The organism is Serratia sp. EC4 (assembly GCF_059652115.1).
In genome coordinates this window covers 22,999-39,678 of record NZ_JBNIDE010000005.1, presented here as the reverse complement: position 1 = coordinate 39,678, position 16,680 = coordinate 22,999, and the positions used below count along the sequence as shown (strand labels likewise).

The window sequence follows — 16,680 nt, the reverse complement described above, 5'->3', positions numbered from 1 at the left end:
CTCGAATGATAAAAGGCGCCGGACGTGGGCGCGTATCGGTCAACACGCGCATCATACGAGGAAGCGATCATTAGTTGAAATTGATGTTTCTAATCCAGCATCAGCAGAGCTAATACTCAAATCGGCGTGACGAACCCCAGCTCCTGCGAGATGCGTTGCGCGGTGGCCAGCACCGGTTTGATCAGGCTTTTGACGCCGATCTGCTGCAGCTTGGCGGTCGGCAGAGAAACAGACACCGCATAAGGCACGCGCTGTTGAATATCGAACACCGGCGCCGCCACGCAGGAGACCCCCAGCTCGTTTTCCTCGCGATCCATCGCCAAGCCGCGCTGGCGAATATCGGCCAGTTCCTCATACATCTTCGGCAGCTCGGTAATGGTATTGCGCGTCAGCGTCTGAATCTCCTGCTGGTGAGTCTGCCAGTAGTGGGCCGGATAATCGTCGTTGCCGTAGGCCATGAAGATTTTACCCATCGCCGAACAGTACAGCGGCATATGCTGGCCGATATAGGCGCGAGTGCGCATCATGCCGGTGGTCGGCTCCAGCTTGTAGATCAGGATGACGTGGTCGTCTTCGCGGCTGGAGAAGTTGACCGTCTCCCCCACTTCCAGGTTCAGCTGCTCCAAATGCGGCGCAGCCACGTGGATGATGTTGAGTGACGACAGCGCCTTCTGGCCGATGGAAATGAACTTGGTGGTCAGGCGGTAGCTGCCCGGCGACGGCGCCTGGGTCACATAGCCGCTGGTGTGCAACCCCTGCAGCAGACGGTGCACCGTGCTCTTGTTCATGCCGGCCAGCTCAGACAGATGCGCCAGTGGGCACCCGTTGGGAAAATTGCTCAGGATCTCAATCAACTGCAAACCGCGGAACAGGCTTTGGCTGCCCAGTGGTTTGTCTTTCTTGTCATCTTTCTCGTCGACGGCTTTCAGGCTCATAGCGAAAATCTCTCCAGTGTCGAACCGCCAACCGGCGCTGCGGCGAAGTCAGCAGGCTCTTTGCCGGGCATGTTACCCCAAGGCCCGCATCAGGTGAAGACGGAACGCCGTTTCATTGTCCGCAGCGGGCCAAAAATCCGCAATATTTCCCCCGCATTGAAGTGAGCCATCGGTCACACTTCCGCAAAGTAAAAAATAACCCATTGTTTAATAACAGTAATTAAAACCTCATCGCCTTTGATTTAGCGCAACGAACGTCATATTATTTTTGAAATTGAATTTCGCATATTGAAATTTAAAGACCATATACTCACCAGCGGTTTAGCTGATTTGCCCGGCATCTTCGCACGGGCGCAACACCAGGGGCGCATCACATGACTATCGATAATGCGGCACAACCCATCCTTACCCTCAGCCACATCGTCAAACGATTTGGCGGCAACGTGGCGGTCAACGACGTCAGCCTGCAGGTGATGCCGGGCGAAGTTCTGGCGCTGCTGGGCGAAAACGGCGCCGGCAAATCGACGCTGATCAAAGTGCTGGCGGGCGTCTACCCGCGCGACGGCGGCGATATTCGCTTTCAGGGCGCAAGCATCGCCTCCGCCGCCGCGATAAAAAGCGCCAGCCGCCAGCCGATCGCCTTTATTCATCAGGATCTCGGCCTGATCGAATGGATGACGGTGGCGGAAAACATGGCGCTGGTGATGGGGTTTCCCCGCCGCTTTGGTTTGATCGACTGGCGCGCCATTCGCCGCCGAGCGGCGCAGGCGCTACAAGACGTCGGCATCGCGCTCGATCCCGATGCGCGCGTCTTCGAACTGTCGCGCACCGAAAAATCGCTGCTGGCGATCGCCCGCGCGGTGGCGGTCAACGCCGAGCTGCTGGTGCTGGATGAACCGACCGCCTCCCTGCCCGCCAACGACGTGCGTCATCTGTTCGCCGTGATCAACCGGCTGCGCGCCAAAAAGGTCGGCATGATTTACGTCACCCACCGCCTGGATGAAGTGATCGAAATCGCCGACCGGGTCTGCGTGATGCGCGACGGGCGCTATGTCGCCGGCGGCCGCACCGCCGACTACTCGCTGCGCGATCTGGTGCAAACCATCGTTGGCGAAGCGATGGCGGACGATCAGCGCGAACCGCTGCCGGAGCATCGTCCGCCGGTGCTGCAGCTCGATAGCGTCACGGTGGGCGACATCGGCCCGGTGAGCTTCGAGTTGCAGCCGGGCGAGATGCTGGCGTTGGCCGGCCTGCGCGGGGCAGGGCAAGAAGAGATTGGCCGGCTGCTGTTCGGGTTGCGTCAGGCCGACGGCGGCGCGATTCGGTTTCGCGATCGGCCCTATCTGGCGAGTTCCCCGCAGCAGGCGATGGCCTGCGGCGTTTCACTGGTGGCGGGCGATCGCACCGGTGAAAGCTTGGTGATGTCGATGAGCGTGCGTGAAAACCTGTTTATCAACCCCTGCGCCAGCGGCCACCGGCTGCTCTCCCGCTACGGGCGGCGAGCGGAGATCGGCGCCAGTTGGTGGAAGGTGCAGCTGTTCGACGTACGCCCCAAGGACGTCAATATCGATATCAGCGCGCTGTCCGGCGGCAACCAGCAAAAGGTGGTGATGGCGCGTTGGATGCATCTGGGGGCGCCGCTGCTGATCCTGGAAGATCCCACCGCCGGCGTGGACGTCGGCGCGCGAGCGGAAATCTACCACCTGCTGAATAAATCCCTGGCGGAAGGCGTGGCGGTGCTGGTGATCTCCAACGATTTCGAGGAGATCGCCCATATTTGCAACCGCGCGCTGGTATTCAACCGCGGGAAAGTGGTCGGCGAATTGAAAAATCAACAGGTGTCATTCGCCAATTTATTGGAGCTGGCCTCTGCCAGCACCGGGGAAAGCGTCGCAATCACGTCAGAATCCGAGGTAGGCCATGTCTAAAACATCCGTTAAATCAACCGCGCTGGAGCAGCGCGTCAGCCTGGCGCAGGACGGCGCCGGCCCGTGGCTGATGCAGGTTCTCACCCGCTATGGCCTGCTGCTGCTGTGCATCGCGCTGGTCGTGCTGTTCTCACTGCTCACCCCCTCCTTCGCATCAATGCTGACGCTGCAGGCGATCCTGTCGAGCAAGGCCAAAATCGCCCTGTTGGCGCTGGCGGCGACCATCCCGATGATCGTGGGCAAGATCGATCTTAACGTCGGCTTCGGCATTGTGCTGTGGCACATCTTGGCGATCACGCTGCAGGTGGAATACGGCTTCTCCTGGCAGATGGCGGTGCTGACGGTGCTGGCGATTTCGGCGCTGTACGGGTTGCTGAACGGCATTCTGGTGGCGCTGGCCGATATCGACAGCTTTGTCGCCACCCTCGGCTCCGGCACAGTACTGTACGCCATTGCCCTGTGGCACTCCGGCGGGCGGCAGATCGTCGGCGACTTGCCGGATGCCTTTATCGCGCTGCACCACACCGAGATCGCCGGCATTCCGATCGTGGCGTTTTACGTGCTGATCGTCGCGGTGGTGCTGTGGCTCATCACCGAACATACCCCGCTCGGCCGCTGCATGTATGCGGTGGGCGGCAACCCGGCGGCGGCGCGTCTGAACGGCATCTCGGTCAATCGCTTTACCATCGGCGCCTTCATCGCCTCCAGCGTGCTCACCGGTTTCAGCGGCGTATTGATCGCCGCCGAACAGGGCGTCGGCCAGGCCAGCGTCGGCATGGACTATCTGCTGCCGGCGCTGGTCGGGGCCTTCCTCGGCAGCACCACCATTCGCCCAGGGCGCGTCAACGTCTGGGGCACCGTAGTCGGCATCGCCATTCTGGCAATCGGCATCGCCGGCATTCAGCAGTTCGGCGGCGAATTCTGGGTCGAACCGCTGTTCAACGGCGCGACGCTGTTGCTGTCGATCACCCTGGCCGGCTATGCCCAACGCCGTCGGCTGCTCAATCAGAAAGCGGTACAACGCAGCCAGGCGACGCCGGCTGACAACAACAATCAGACAGCGCCCCACCCTTAAACCAGGAGCACACCATGAAACGCATTTGGCTGTTACCGGGGTTCACCACATTTTTGCTCGCCGCATCGCCGGTCTGGGCCGACGCCTATCTCGATCAGGCCACCGCCGCCGTGGCGAAGGCCACCGCCAGCGCCACTCAGTGGGACGGCCCCACCAGCGGCCCGCAGCTGCAGGCCAACAAGAAGATCATTTTTATCGCCTCCGACATGAAGAACGGCGGCGTGCAAGGGGTGCAACAGGGGTTGAGCGAAGCGGCGAAAGCCGCCGGCTGGAAGCTGGAAACGCTCGACGGCGGCGGCTCGGTGAAAGATCAGCTGGCATCGCTCAATCAGGCCATCGCCCAGAAACCGGACGGCATCGTGATCGGCGGCTGGAACCCTAACGTCGCCAAGATCCCGCTGAAAAAGGCCGTACAGCAGGGCATCGTGCTGACCGCCTGGCACGCGGTGCCGGAACCGGGCCCCATCGCCAAATACAACGTGTTCTATAACGTCACGTCGGATTCCAACGAAGTGGCGCGCATCGCCGCGCAATACGCGGTGGTTCAGTCCGGCGGCAAGGCGAGCGTGTTGATCTTCACCGACTCGCTGTACCAAATCGCGTTGGACAAGGCCAACGTCATGAAAGAAGAGATCGCCAAATGCAGCGGCTGCACGCTGCTGGAATTCATCGACACGCCGCTGGCCGATACCGCCAATCGCATGCCGGCGATGACCTTCAGCCTGCTGCAGAAGTACGGCGAAAAATTCCAATATGCGCTGGCGATCAACGATCTGTACTTCGACTTTATGGCCCCGGCGCTGAAGACCGCCGGCAAAGGTGGCAAGAACGCGCCTTACAACGTGTCGGCCGGCGACGGTTCGATCTCCGCTTACCAGCGTATCCGGTCAGGCGACAGCCAGTCGGCGACGGTGCCGGAGCCCTTGAAGCTGCACGGTTGGCAACTGCTGGACGAATTCAACCGCGCCTTCGCCAAGCAGCCGCCTTCCGGCTATGTCACGCCGGCGCACCTGGTGACACGCGACAATATCGCCGCCGACGGCGGCGCCAATAACCTGTATGACCCGCAAAACGATTATCAGGGCCATTACAAAGCGATCTGGGGCGTGAAGTGAACGGCGGCATTCGGCATTCATTGCGCACGCACGCTCAGCTCGAGCGTTTGTGCTCACCGGCGATTTGGGCCGAAGGGCCGGTCTGGCTGCCGCAGGAGGATGCGGTGGTGTTCAGCGACGTGAAAGGCAATCGCATGTTCCGCTGGTCGCGCCGGGGTGAGCTGGCCCTATACCGTTCGCCGTCGCACTACGCCAACGGCAATGCGCGCGACGGCGAGGGGCGCGTGGTCAGCTGCGAACACGGGCGGCGCGGCATCAGCCGCACCGAAAGCGATGGCGAAGTGCGCCTGTTGATCGACCGCGTCGACGGCAAGCGCTTTAACTCGCCGAACGACGTGGCGGTGCGTTCCGACGGCACCCTGTGGTTCACCGATCCGCCCTACGGCATCATCGGCGACGAAGAGGGTTACAAATCGGAAAGCCAGGTGATCGGCTGTTACCTCTACAGCTTCGATCCGCGCGACGGTTCGCTGACCATCGCCGCCTGCGACCTGCAGCGCCCGAACGGTCTGGCGTTTTCACCGGATGAAAAATGGCTGTACGTGGCGGACATGTCGATCGTGGATTTTCCGACGCTGGGCCGCCGCGAGCTGCGCGTCTATGCGGTCAACGGCCGCAAGCTGGAAGCCGGCCGCCGTTTCGCCACGGTGGAGCCCGGTTTCCCGGACGGGTTCTGCGTCGACCGGGCCGGCAATCTGTTTTGCAGCTGCGCCGACGGCGTGCTGGTCTTTGATCCAGAGGGGCGACAGATCGACAAAATCAGCGTGCCGGAACGCGTCTCCAATTGTACCTTCGGCGGCCCGAACGGCGATGAGCTCTATATCACCGCCACCACCTCGCTCTACCGCATGGTGTTGAACACCCGCGGTTAGCCGGGGTCTTGCAAGACGCAGGGTGGGTTTCGATCCGCCCTGCTTTGCCACGTCTGAAGCACGCCATCTCCACCAAAATGTGGCGACGATCACAAAATCACCACTCAATTTTAACATCATGTTTTTCATGAATAATTTTACTCCCCCTTGCTTTGACTTCCCTGAATCGCCGGGATAGCATTTATTTGAAATGCAATTTCGCATATTGAAATTTAGCGAACCAAAAACAGACAATTCGCACAGGCGGAGAACCGGCATGAGAGTGAGTTACAGCGAATTAAAACAGCAATTCAAACGCGTGCTGCTGGCGCGCGGCGTGGCGGAACATCTCGCCGACGACTGCGCCGGCATGTTCGCCGACACCACCGCCAGCGGCGTTTACTCCCACGGCGTTAACCGCTTTCCGCGCTTTATTCAGCAACTGGACGCCGGCGATATCGTGCCGGACGCCGAACCCAGCAAACTGTTGTCTCTGGGGGCTATCGAGCAATGGGATGCGCATCAGGGCATCGGCAACCTTACCGCCCGCCGCATGATGGATCGCGCCATGCAGTTGGCCGACGATCATGGCATCGGCCTGGTGGCGCTGCGCAACGCCAACCACTGGATGCGCGGCGGCGGTTACGGCTGGCAGGCGGCGGAGAAAGGCTATATCGGCATTTGCTGGACCAACTCGATCGCCGTGATGCCGCCGTGGGGCGCCAAAACGTGCCGTATCGGCACCAACCCTTTGATCGTCGCCGTGCCCGGCAACCCGATCACCATGGTGGACATGTCGATGTCGATGTTTTCCTACGGCGCGCTGGAGCTGAACCGGCTTGCGGGCAAAACCCTGCCGGTGGACGGCGGCTTCGACAACGACGGCCATCTGACCCGCGATCCGGCCACCATCGAAGAGAATCGGCGCATTTTGCCGATGGGGTACTGGAAAGGATCGGCGTTGTCGATCGTGCTGGACATGATCGCCACCCTGCTGTCAGGCGGCGCCTCGGTGGCGGAAGTGACGGAAGATCACCGCGACGAATACGGCGTCTCGCAGGTGTTCATCGCGATTGAGATAGACCGGTTGATCGACGGCGACAGCCGCGATCAAAAACTGCAGCGCATCATGGATTACGTCACCAGCGCCGAACGGGACAACCCCGACGTCGCCATTCGCCTGCCGGGCCACAAGTTCCCGCGCATTCTGGCAGAGAACCTGCGCGACGGCATTCCGGTCGACGAACGAGTCTGGGCGCGCATTCAGGCGCTGTAACGGGAGGATCATCATGATATTCGGCCACATCGCCAACACCGCGCCCGAGCAGTACCCGACGCCGGTCGCCAACGCCGTCGCCTATTTGCAGCGCACCGATTTCAGCGTCTTGCCCGCAGGGCGCTATGAAGATCCCGCCACCGGCTACGTGGTGCAGGTGCTGGATCTGCATACCCAACCACCGGACGCGCTGCGCCCGGAAGTCCACCGGCAAAACGTCGACGTGCAGTTTCTGGTCAGCGGCACCGAACTTATCGGCGTAGCGGCGGACAACGGCGACAACGTCGTTCATCAGGAGCTGCTGGCGCAGCGCGACATCCTGTTTTATCAGGACGTGGCCGACGAATCCTGGCTCACGATGCGGCCCGGCAACTTCGCGGTATTTTTCCCACAGGACGTGCATCGCCCGGCCTGCATTAACCAACGCCCCAGCGCGATACGCAAGGTGGTGGTGAAGATACCGCTGGCGTCGTTTAGCGCCTGATAGCCGCCACACCCGTAACGATAACAACACCGGTCCATGGGCCTGTGCGGGCGCCCCTGCGCCCAAATCAAGCAAAACAATAACGCCCGACCCTACAAAAAAGCGAACATCGAAAGAGGTCCTTATGAATACAGCCTCCGTTTCCGTCAGCCAAAGCCAGGCGATCCCCAAGCTCCGCTGGCTGAGGATCGTGCCGCCGATCCTCATCACCTGCATCATTTCTTACATGGACCGGGTCAACATCGCCTTCGCCATGCCCGGCGGCATGGATGACGAACTCGGCATCACCGCCTCGATGGCCGGGCTGGCCGGCGGCATCTTCTTCATCGGTTACCTGTTTCTGCAGGTGCCCGGCGGCAAGCTGGCGGTATACGGCAACGGCAAGAAATTCATCGGCTGGTCACTGTTGGCCTGGGCGGTGATCTCGGTGCTGACCGGGCTGGTCACCAACCAGTATCAGCTGCTGTTCCTGCGCTTCGCCCTCGGCGTTTCCGAAGGCGGCATGCTGCCGGTGGTGCTGACCATGATCAGCAACTGGTTCCCGGATAAGGAGCGCGGCCGCGCCAACGCCATCGTCATCATGTTCGTGCCGATCGCCGGCATTCTCACCGCCCCGCTGTCGGGTTGGATCATCACCGCCTGGGACTGGCGCATGCTGTTTCTGGTGGAGGGCGCTCTGTCGCTGGTAGTCATGGCGCTGTGGTACTTCACCATCAGCAACCGGCCCCAGGAGGCCAAATGGATCTCGCAGGCGGAAAAAGAGTATCTGGTAAAGACCCTGCACGACGAACAGCTGCTGATCAAAGGAAAAACGGTGCGCAACGCCTCGCTGCGCCGGGTGCTGGGCGACCGGATCATGTGGCAGCTGATCCTGGTGAATTTTTTCTACCAGACCGGTATCTACGGCTACACCCTGTGGCTGCCGACCATTTTGAAAGGGCTGACCCACGGCGATATGGAGCAAGTGGGCCTGCTGGCCATCTTGCCCTATATCGGCGCCATCTTCGGCATGCTGACCATCTCCACCCTCTCCGATCGCACCGGCAAGCGCAAAATCTTCGTCGCCCTGCCGCTGGCCTGCTTTGCCGCCTGCATGGCGCTGTCGGTACTGCTGAAGGATCACGTCTGGTGGTCTTACGCTGCGCTGGTCGGCTGCGGCGTATTTATTCAGGCGGCGGCCGGGGTGTTCTGGACCATCCCGCCCAAATTGTTCAACGCCGAAGTGGCCGGCGGCGCGCGCGGCGTGATCAATGCGCTGGGCAACCTCGGCGGCTTTTGCGGCCCGTATATGGTCGGCGTCCTGATCAGCCTGTTCAACAAGGATGTCGGTGTCTACAGCCTGGCTGCCTCGCTGGCGATCGCCTCCGTGCTGGCGTTGATGCTGCCCAATAAATGCGACCACAGCGCGAGGAGCGAATGATGGAATATTGGCTGGGGCTCGACTGCGGCGGCACCTTCATCAAGGCGGGTTTATACGACCGCAGGGGCCGTGAACACGGCGTTGCGCGGCGCAATCTGGCGATCGTCGCGCCGCAGCCCGGCTGGGCCGAGCGCGATATGGCATCGCTGTGGCGCACCGCCGCCGACGTGATCCGTGAAGTGCTGTCCGCCAGCGGCGTCGCCGCCGGCGCCATCCAGGCCATCGGCATCTCGGCGCAGGGCAAGGGCGCGTTTCTGCTGGATAAGCAGGGGCAGCCGCTGGGCAACGCCATGCTCTCTTCCGATCAGCGCGCGCTGGCGCTGGTGCAGGAATGGCAACGGCAGGGCGTGCCGCAGGCGCTGTATCCGCAAACGCGCCAAACGCTGTGGACCGGGCACCCGGTCTCGCTGCTGCGCTGGCTGAAGCGGCATCAGCCTGAACGTTACGCCCGCATCGGCAGCGTGCTGATGGCGCACGACTACCTGCGCTATTGCCTGACCGGCGAGCTGGCCTGCGAAGAAACCAATATCTCCGAATCCAACCTGTATCAGATGCGCAGCGGACGCTATGACCCGGCGCTGGCGCAGCTGCTGGGCATCGGCGACATCATGCCCGCCCTGCCGACGATTGTCGGTTCGGCCGAGATCACCGGACGCGTCGCGGCAAACGCCGCGGCCATTACCGGCCTGCAAATCGGCACCCCGGTGGTCGGCGGGTTGTTCGACGTGGTGTCCACCGCGCTGTGCGCCGGCCTGCAGGACGAAACCCGGCTCAACGCGGTGATGGGGACCTGGTCGGTCACCAGCGGCATCACCGACGCCATCGTCGAGGGTTTCGATCATCCCTTTGTCTATGGCCGCCACGCCGAAAACGGCCAATACATCGTGCACGAAGCCAGCCCCACTTCCGCCGCCAACCTGGAATGGTTCTGTCACCAATGGGGGCTGCAGGACTACGACCAGCTTAACCGCTGGGTCGCCGCCCTGCCGAAAGCCGCCGGCGATCTGCTGTTCGCCCCTTTCCTGTATGGCTCCAACGCCGGCTTGGGGCTGAGCGCCAGCTTCTACGGCCTGCAGGCCTTCCACCAACGCGAGCACCTGGTGCAGGCGATCTACGAAGGCGTGGTGTTCTGCCACATGACGCACCTTAACCGCATGCGCCGGCGTTTCCCTGAGGCGCAGGCGCTGCGCGTGACCGGCGGCCCCGCCAAATCCCGCCCCTGGATGCAAATGTTCGCCGACGTCAGCGGCCTGCCGGTTGAGCTGCCGCAGGTGGAAGAAACCGGCTGTCTGGGCGCGGCGATGGCGGCCATGGTCGGCAGCGGCGTCTTCAGCGATTTCACCGCCGCCCAGCGCCGGCTGGCGCCGCGTATCGAGCGGCTGCTGCCTGATGCGGCCGCCGCCGAAGCTTACGACCACAAACACCAACGTTATCAGGCACTGATTGCTGCATTGCAAAATCTGCAGCCCGCCAACAAGGAGGCCCCATGAGCACGAAACCGCGCCTGCAGCTGGCGCTCGATCAAACCCGTCTGGATACGGCGCTGCGCACCGCCGAGACCCTCAGCCCCCATGTGGACATCATCGAGGCCGGTACCATTTTGTGCATCAGCGCCGGCATTCAGGCGGTTAGCGCGCTGCGCGAGCGCTGTCCGCAGCACACGCTGGTGGCCGATCTCAAGGTGGCCGACGCCGGTGCGACGCTGGCCGAGCAGGCCTTCGGCCAGGGCGCGGACTGGATGACGGTGATCTGCGCCGCGCCGTTGGCCACCATGGCCAGCGCGCGGGAGGTCGCCGAGCGTCACGGCGGCGAAATCCAGATCGAACTGTTCGGCCGCTGGACATTGGAGGATGCGCGGCAATGGCGCGGCCTCGGCATTCGCCAGGCGATCTATCACCGCGGCCGCGACGCGCAGGCCAGCGGGCAAACCTGGGGCCGGCAGGATCTGGATCGGATGAAGGCGCTGTCCGATCTGGGCATCGAGCTGTCGGTGACCGGCGGCATCACGCCCGCCGACCTGCCGCTGTTTAAAGAGATCGCCGTCACCGCCTTTATCGCCGGCCGCGCGCTGGCCGAGGCCGGCGATCCGCCGGCGGCCGCCAAGCAGTTCCGCGCCGCCATCGATGACATCTGGAGATCATGATATGCGTCAGCACCCGTTGGGAATTTACGAGAAAGCGCTGCCGAAACACCTGAGCTGGCCCGAGCGTCTGGCGCTGGCCAAGGCCTGCGGCTTCGACTTCGTCGAAATGTCGGTGGACGAAAGCGATGAACGTCTGGCGCGCCTGAGCTGGAGCAAGGCGCAGCGCCTGGCGCTGGTGGACGCCATGCTGGAAACCGGCATCCGCATTCCGTCGATGTGCCTCTCCGGCCACCGGCGCTTTCCGTTTGGCAGCCACGATCCGGCGCTGCGACAGCGCGCCTTCGACGTGATGGAACAGGCCATTCAGTTGGCCAAAGATGTCGGCATCCGCACCATCCAGTTGGCCGGCTACGACGTGTATTACGAAGAGCAGGACGAGGGAACGCTGGCGCGCTTTAGCGAAGGCATGCAGTGGGCGGTAGACCGTGCCGCCGCCGCCCAGGTGATGCTGGCGGTGGAAATTATGGATACCGCCTTTATGAACTCGATCGGTAAATGGAAAGCCTGGGACGCCCTGCTGGCCTCGCCGTGGTTCACGGTGTATCCGGACGTCGGCAACCTCAGCGCTTGGGGCAATGACGTGCCGCACGAGCTGGAGCTGGGCATCGATCGCATCGCCGCCATTCACCTGAAAGACACCTACCCGGTCACCGCCGCTTCGCCGGGGCAGTTCCGTGACGTGCCGTTTGGCGAAGGCTGCGTCGACTTCGTCGAGGTGTTTCGCACGCTGCAGCGCCTCAATTACCGCGGCGCATTCCTGATTGAGATGTGGACAGAAAAAGCCGAGGAGCCGGTGGCCGAGATCGTTCAGGCCCGCCGCTGGATCGAACAGAAAATGCAACAAGGGGGCATGACATGCTGACTCAGTTAAAACAACAGGTGCTGGAGGCCAATCTCGATCTGCCGCGCCATAAGCTGGTGACTTTTACCTGGGGCAACGTCAGCGCGGTGGATCGCGAACGCGGCCTGGTGGTGATCAAGCCGTCAGGCGTTGAATACGAGCATATGACGGCGGAGGATATGGTGGTGGTCGATCTGGCCAGCGGCCGCACCGTCGAGGGGGCAAAAAAACCGTCGTCGGACACCGCCACCCATCTGGCGCTGTACCGCGAATTTGCCGATATCGGCGGCATCGTCCACACCCATTCGCGCCACGCTACCATCTGGGCGCAGGCCGGGCTGGACATCCCCGCCTGGGGAACCACCCACGCCGACTATTTTTATGGCGCGATCCCCTGCACTCGCCTGATGACCCAGGATGAAATTGAGCACGATTACGAACTGGAAACCGGCAACGTGATTATCGAAACCTTCCGTCAGCGCGATATCAATCCCAACGCGATCCCGGCGGTACTGGTCAACGCCCACGGCCCCTTCGCCTGGGGCAAAGACGCCCACAACGCGGTGCATAATGCGGTGGTGCTGGAAGAAATTGCCTACATGGGCATTTTCTCGCGCCAGCTGACGCCGGGCATTCACAGCATGCAGCGCGAGCTGTTGGACAAACACTACCTGCGCAAACACGGCCAACACGCCTACTACGGGCAGTAGCGCGCCGGGGCTTTAACCGTGGCACCCGATGCTTTGCCGCATCGGGTGCCAACGGTCATGAGGCGCAGTGTAGCGAAAACCGCATTCGCCCATCGGCGAAAAATTCGCTATCATCCGCACCCACCCTCCAGCCGGCCGCCCGATGTCTACGATCACCGATACCTTTATCGCCCCGCCATGCCATGACCAGATAGAGATCCTCTATCAGGACGATCATCTGGCGCTGATCAATAAGCCGGCCGGGCTGCTCAGCCTCTCGGGCAAGAATCCGCAGAATCTCGATTCGGTACACCACCGGCTGGTACAGAGGTTCCCCGGCTGCGCCCTGGCGCACCGCCTGGATTTCGGCACGTCCGGTTTGATGGTGGTGGCCCGCAACAAGGCCGTCAACGCCGCGCTCTGTCGGCAGTTCAGCGAACGCACCGTCGGCAAAGTGTACAGCGCGCTGCTCTGCGGCCATCTGGCGGATAACGAAGGGGTAATAGACGCGGCGATCGCCAAAGATCCGGCGTTGTTCCCGCTGATGTCGATTTGCGCCCTCCACGGCAAGCCCGCCCGCTCCCGCTATCGGGTCGTCGAACGTTTTTATCGTGAAATGGAAGGCGGGAGCTCGCTGCCGCTGACGCGGGTGCAGCTCACCCCGGAGACCGGACGCACCCACCAGCTGCGTATTCACAGCCGGCAATTGGGCCATCCTATTTTAGGTTGCGATCTGTATGGCGGGCGCCTGCTGCCGGGTACCGAACAGACGCCGCGGCTGATGCTGCACGCCAGCGAGCTGGACTTTGTGCACCCCATCAGCGGAGAGCGGATAGCCGCTCGTCACGCAGCGCCGTTCTGAACGCGGCTTACCACATCAAATCGTCAGGCACTTTAAAGTCGGCATACGGATCGTCTTCATCCTGTTCTTCCTGACTCAGCGCGCTGTGCAGCACTATGCTGGCCGCATCGCGCTGCGCGATTTTATCGGCGACGCTCGCGGGGATAATCGCGTATTCACACTCTTCCCGGTTCTCGACCACCAAGCGGGCAATGGCGAGGCGGCCATTGATCAGCTGCGTCTGCGTCGCCTTATCCACCAGGATTTTTTTGATCAGGTTGCCGTCGGTGAAGTTGAAACCGATATCGCCTTTCGCCAGGACGATGCGGTTCATCTCGATCAGCTGCTTCACCTGCGCCTTGTACTCTTTGGACAACGCGGCCTGCTTTTGCTGCTCGCTCAGCTGCTTATCGCGCTCAAGCTGCGCCTTTTTATTCTCTTCCACCGCTTCTCTGGCCTCGCGGGCCTGAACGCGTGATTTTTTAGCCGTTCTCTGGACTTTGGCCATTTTCTTGCTGGTTACCAAGCCCGCTTTGAGCATCTGCTCTTGTAAGGTGAGTTTTGTCATGTTCGTGTCTGAAGCCGTGGGATCATGGAGGGATTATACCCGTAATTTTTCAGGCTGCACCAGGTTGCCGGCCCAACCCACCGGCGGTTTGCGCCGCAGGGCAACGGCGATAAACCGCCCCGAACGCCAGAACATGAATACCGCTCATGTGGTAATGAAATTAAGTCTCTTTCACTCCCACCGGGACTCTGGCAAAAATAGACCTCATTAACGACAGACAATATGAAATCGGCTGAATGAAAAAAGAGAAAAACAACCCATTGAAATAAATGGATAAATCCAGCCTTCATATCATATAACAGGATGCTATAAGACGATGAATAGAGACTTTACCTTTACGATTAAGAGCAGTTCTTTCGATGAAGATTATAACCCTTCTGAAAGTACGCGTATCACCACCAACTTCGCCAATTTGGCCAGAGGGGAAAATCGCCGGGAGAACCTGCGCAATACGCTGGTGATGATTAACAATCGCTTCAATACGTTGGCGCATTGGGATAACCCCAAGGCCGATCGCTATTCGGTCGAGCTTGAAATCATCTCGGTTGAGATGCGCATTGAAGATCAGGGCGCCAGCTTCCCGGTGATCGAAATCCTGAAAACCAACATCCTTGATAAAAAAACGCAAAAGCGTATCGAGGGCATCGTTGGGAACAATTTCTCCTCTTACGTGCGCGACTACGACTTTAGCGTCTTGCTACCGGCGCACAATAAAAACACGGCGGAATTTACCATTCCGGATGATTTCGGCGATTTGCACGGCAATATCTTTAAGCACTTCGTCAATTCAAACAAATACCATGAAAATTTCAGCAAACCGCCGGTGATTTGCCTCAGCGTGTCCAGCAAAGACACCTACCATCGGACGGGCAATCAACACCCGGTGTTGGGCGACGAGTATCGGCAAGACGGCGCTTCGCTGACCGACCGGTATTTTAAAAAAATGGGCCTGCAGGTGCGCTATTTCATGCCGAAAAATAGCGTCGCGCCCCTGGCGTTTTATTTCCCCGGGGATTTGCTGAGCGATTACACCGATCTGGAACTGATCGGCACCATCAGCACGATGGAGACCTTCCAGAAAATTTATCGGCCTGAAATTTACAATGCCAACTCGGCGGCGGGGCAATGCTATCAGCCCAGCCTGAATAACCAGGATCATTCATTAACCAAGATTGTTTACGATCGCGAAGAGCGTAGCCAGTTGGCGATTGAGCAGGGGAAATTTACGGAAGAGCAATTTATCAAACCCTACAAACCTCTTCTTGAGCAATGGTCTGCTCACTACGCGCTTTGATTCACTCAAATACAGGTCATCTATCATGAAAATATTGCTCCCTACGTCGACCGCCGGCAGCTTGCCCAAACCTGTCTGGCTGGCCCAACCGGAAACCCTGTGGTCGCCCTGGAAATTGCAGAATGAAGAATTAATCGAAGGGAAACAGGACGCCTTGCGTTTGTCGCTGGCAGAGCAACAACAGGCCGGCATCGATATCGTCAGCGATGGCGAGCAAACGCGCCAGCACTTCGTCACGACGTTTATCGAGCACCTCAGCGGCGTCGATTTCGAGAAACGCGAAGTGGTTAAAATCCGCAATCGCTACGAAGCGAGCGTGCCAACCGTTGTGGGGGCGGTCTCGCGCCAAAAACCCGTTTTCGTTGAAGACGCCAAATTTTTACGCCAGCTGACCAAGCAGCCGATTAAATGGGCCCTGCCGGGGCCGATGACCATGATCGACACGCTTTATGACAACCACTATAAAAGCCGCGAGAAATTGGCCTGGGAGTTCGCCAAGATCCTCAATCAGGAAGCCAAAGAGCTTGAGGCCGCAGGCGTCGACATTATTCAGTTTGATGAGCCCGCATTTAATGTGTTCTTTGACGAGGTGAATGACTGGGGCATCGCCGCCCTGGAAAGAGCCGTTGAAGGGCTTAAGTGTGAAACGGCCGTACATATCTGCTATGGATACGGCATTAAGGCCAATACCGACTGGAAAAAGACGCTGGGCTCTGAGTGGCGGCAATATGAAGAGGCGTTTCCCAAGCTGCAAACGTCGACTATCGATATTATCTCGTTGGAGTGCCATAACTCGCACGTGCCGATGGATCTGCTTGAACTGATTCGCGGTAAGAAAGTGATGGTCGGCGCCATCGACGTAGCGAATCATGCCGTTGAGACGCCGGAGGAAGTAGCCGCTACGCTGCGCAAAGCGCTGCAGTTTGTCGATGCCGACAAGCTCTATCCGTCGACCAACTGCGGCATGGCTCCCCTGCCCCGTCAGGTCGCCAGCGGCAAGCTGAATGCCTTAAGCGCAGGCGCCGAAATCGTGCGCCGAGAACTGTTGGCCAAATAACCGCGCCAGCGCCCGCCGCAGTAGCCTCCTGCGGCGGGCGATTATCATCGACTCCCCCTCCCCGCAACGCCCCCGCTCTGGTGTATACTCGGATTTCTACGCGATGCCAGCCAAAGCGGCCTGAACGGCCCCTCAGCCAGCCCACACCAGCTTAATAACAGTG

General features: G+C 60.4%; 16 protein-coding genes. 14 read left to right on the top strand and 2 right to left on the bottom strand.

The annotated features are described in order from the left end of the window. Positions 1-116: 116 nt before the first annotated feature. A complete protein-coding gene (locus ACP39K_RS16215) occupies positions 117-935 on the bottom strand; it encodes an IclR family transcriptional regulator (protein WP_033632146.1) in 819 nt (272 codons plus the stop codon). A 374-nt stretch (positions 936-1,309) separates the two neighbouring features. Between ACP39K_RS16215 and ACP39K_RS16210 the strand changes: the two genes are divergently transcribed. The 12 genes from ACP39K_RS16210 (at position 1,310) to ACP39K_RS16155 (ending at position 13,619) form a co-directional block, all read left to right on the top strand. Beyond that, positions 1,310-2,863, top strand: a complete 1,554-nt coding sequence (locus ACP39K_RS16210) for a sugar ABC transporter ATP-binding protein (RefSeq protein WP_016930013.1) — start codon at positions 1,310-1,312, stop codon at positions 2,861-2,863. Continuing rightward, positions 2,856-3,938 carry an ABC transporter permease gene (locus ACP39K_RS16205; RefSeq protein ID WP_330765386.1) on the top strand — a complete coding sequence of 361 codons (1,083 nt, stop codon included), beginning with the start codon at positions 2,856-2,858 and terminating at the stop codon, positions 3,936-3,938. The genes ACP39K_RS16210 and ACP39K_RS16205 overlap by 8 nt, the downstream gene beginning before the upstream one ends. Before the next feature lie 14 nt (positions 3,939-3,952). Beyond that, a complete protein-coding gene (locus tag ACP39K_RS16200; protein ID WP_089185005.1) occupies positions 3,953-5,053 on the top strand; it encodes an ABC transporter substrate-binding protein in 1,101 nt (366 codons plus the stop codon). Next, entirely contained in the window at positions 5,050-5,925 is an 876-nt protein-coding gene (locus ACP39K_RS16195; protein WP_176167144.1) for an SMP-30/gluconolactonase/LRE family protein, read from the top strand. Before ACP39K_RS16200 ends, ACP39K_RS16195 begins: the two co-directional genes overlap by 4 nt. Before the next feature lie 256 nt (positions 5,926-6,181). Beyond that, positions 6,182-7,180, top strand: coding sequence for a 3-dehydro-L-gulonate 2-dehydrogenase (gene yiaK, locus ACP39K_RS16190; protein WP_016930017.1), 999 nt, complete (start codon positions 6,182-6,184; stop codon positions 7,178-7,180). A 13-nt stretch (positions 7,181-7,193) separates the two neighbouring features. After that, positions 7,194-7,664, top strand: coding sequence for a NanQ anomerase/TabA/YiaL family protein (locus ACP39K_RS16185; RefSeq protein ID WP_016930018.1), 471 nt, complete (start codon positions 7,194-7,196; stop codon positions 7,662-7,664). 124 nt (positions 7,665-7,788) lie between these two features. Next, the gene (locus ACP39K_RS16180) at positions 7,789-9,084 is read left to right on the top strand and encodes an MFS transporter (RefSeq protein ID WP_497008682.1); all 1,296 of its coding nucleotides are present in this window, start codon (positions 7,789-7,791) and stop codon (positions 9,082-9,084) included. Beyond that, positions 9,084-10,574 (top strand): FGGY-family carbohydrate kinase, encoded by a 1,491-nt coding sequence (locus ACP39K_RS16175; protein ID WP_497008712.1) that lies wholly within the window; start codon positions 9,084-9,086, stop codon positions 10,572-10,574. Before ACP39K_RS16180 ends, ACP39K_RS16175 begins: the two co-directional genes overlap by 1 nt. Next, positions 10,571-11,227 (top strand): 3-keto-L-gulonate-6-phosphate decarboxylase UlaD, encoded by a 657-nt coding sequence (gene ulaD / locus ACP39K_RS16170; protein ID WP_212562620.1) that lies wholly within the window; start codon positions 10,571-10,573, stop codon positions 11,225-11,227. The genes ACP39K_RS16175 and ulaD overlap by 4 nt, the downstream gene beginning before the upstream one ends. Before the next feature lies 1 nt (position 11,228). Beyond that, entirely contained in the window at positions 11,229-12,089 is an 861-nt protein-coding gene (locus ACP39K_RS16165) for an L-ribulose-5-phosphate 3-epimerase (protein ID WP_497008681.1), read from the top strand. Next, positions 12,083-12,778: an L-ribulose-5-phosphate 4-epimerase gene (gene araD, locus ACP39K_RS16160; RefSeq protein WP_261267565.1), complete on the top strand. Its 696-nt coding sequence runs from the start codon at positions 12,083-12,085 to the stop codon at positions 12,776-12,778. Before ACP39K_RS16165 ends, araD begins: the two co-directional genes overlap by 7 nt. Before the next feature lie 142 nt (positions 12,779-12,920). Further along, complete coding sequence (locus tag ACP39K_RS16155; RefSeq protein ID WP_497008680.1) at positions 12,921-13,619, top strand: RluA family pseudouridine synthase; 699 nt, start codon at positions 12,921-12,923, stop codon at positions 13,617-13,619. A 7-nt stretch (positions 13,620-13,626) separates the two neighbouring features. Here the strand turns inward: ACP39K_RS16155 and ACP39K_RS16150 are convergent, their stop codons facing one another. Further along, positions 13,627-14,166: a DUF2058 domain-containing protein gene (locus tag ACP39K_RS16150; RefSeq protein ID WP_025160208.1), complete on the bottom strand. Its 540-nt coding sequence runs from the start codon at positions 14,164-14,166 to the stop codon at positions 13,627-13,629. 316 nt (positions 14,167-14,482) lie between these two features. Between ACP39K_RS16150 and ACP39K_RS16145 the strand changes: the two genes are divergently transcribed. Next, positions 14,483-15,460 carry a DUF1852 domain-containing protein gene (locus ACP39K_RS16145; RefSeq protein ID WP_497008679.1) on the top strand — a complete coding sequence of 326 codons (978 nt, stop codon included), beginning with the start codon at positions 14,483-14,485 and terminating at the stop codon, positions 15,458-15,460. 25 nt (positions 15,461-15,485) lie between these two features. Then, the gene (locus ACP39K_RS16140; protein ID WP_028127699.1) at positions 15,486-16,517 is read left to right on the top strand and encodes a methionine synthase; all 1,032 of its coding nucleotides are present in this window, start codon (positions 15,486-15,488) and stop codon (positions 16,515-16,517) included. Positions 16,518-16,680: the final 163 nt, after the last annotated feature.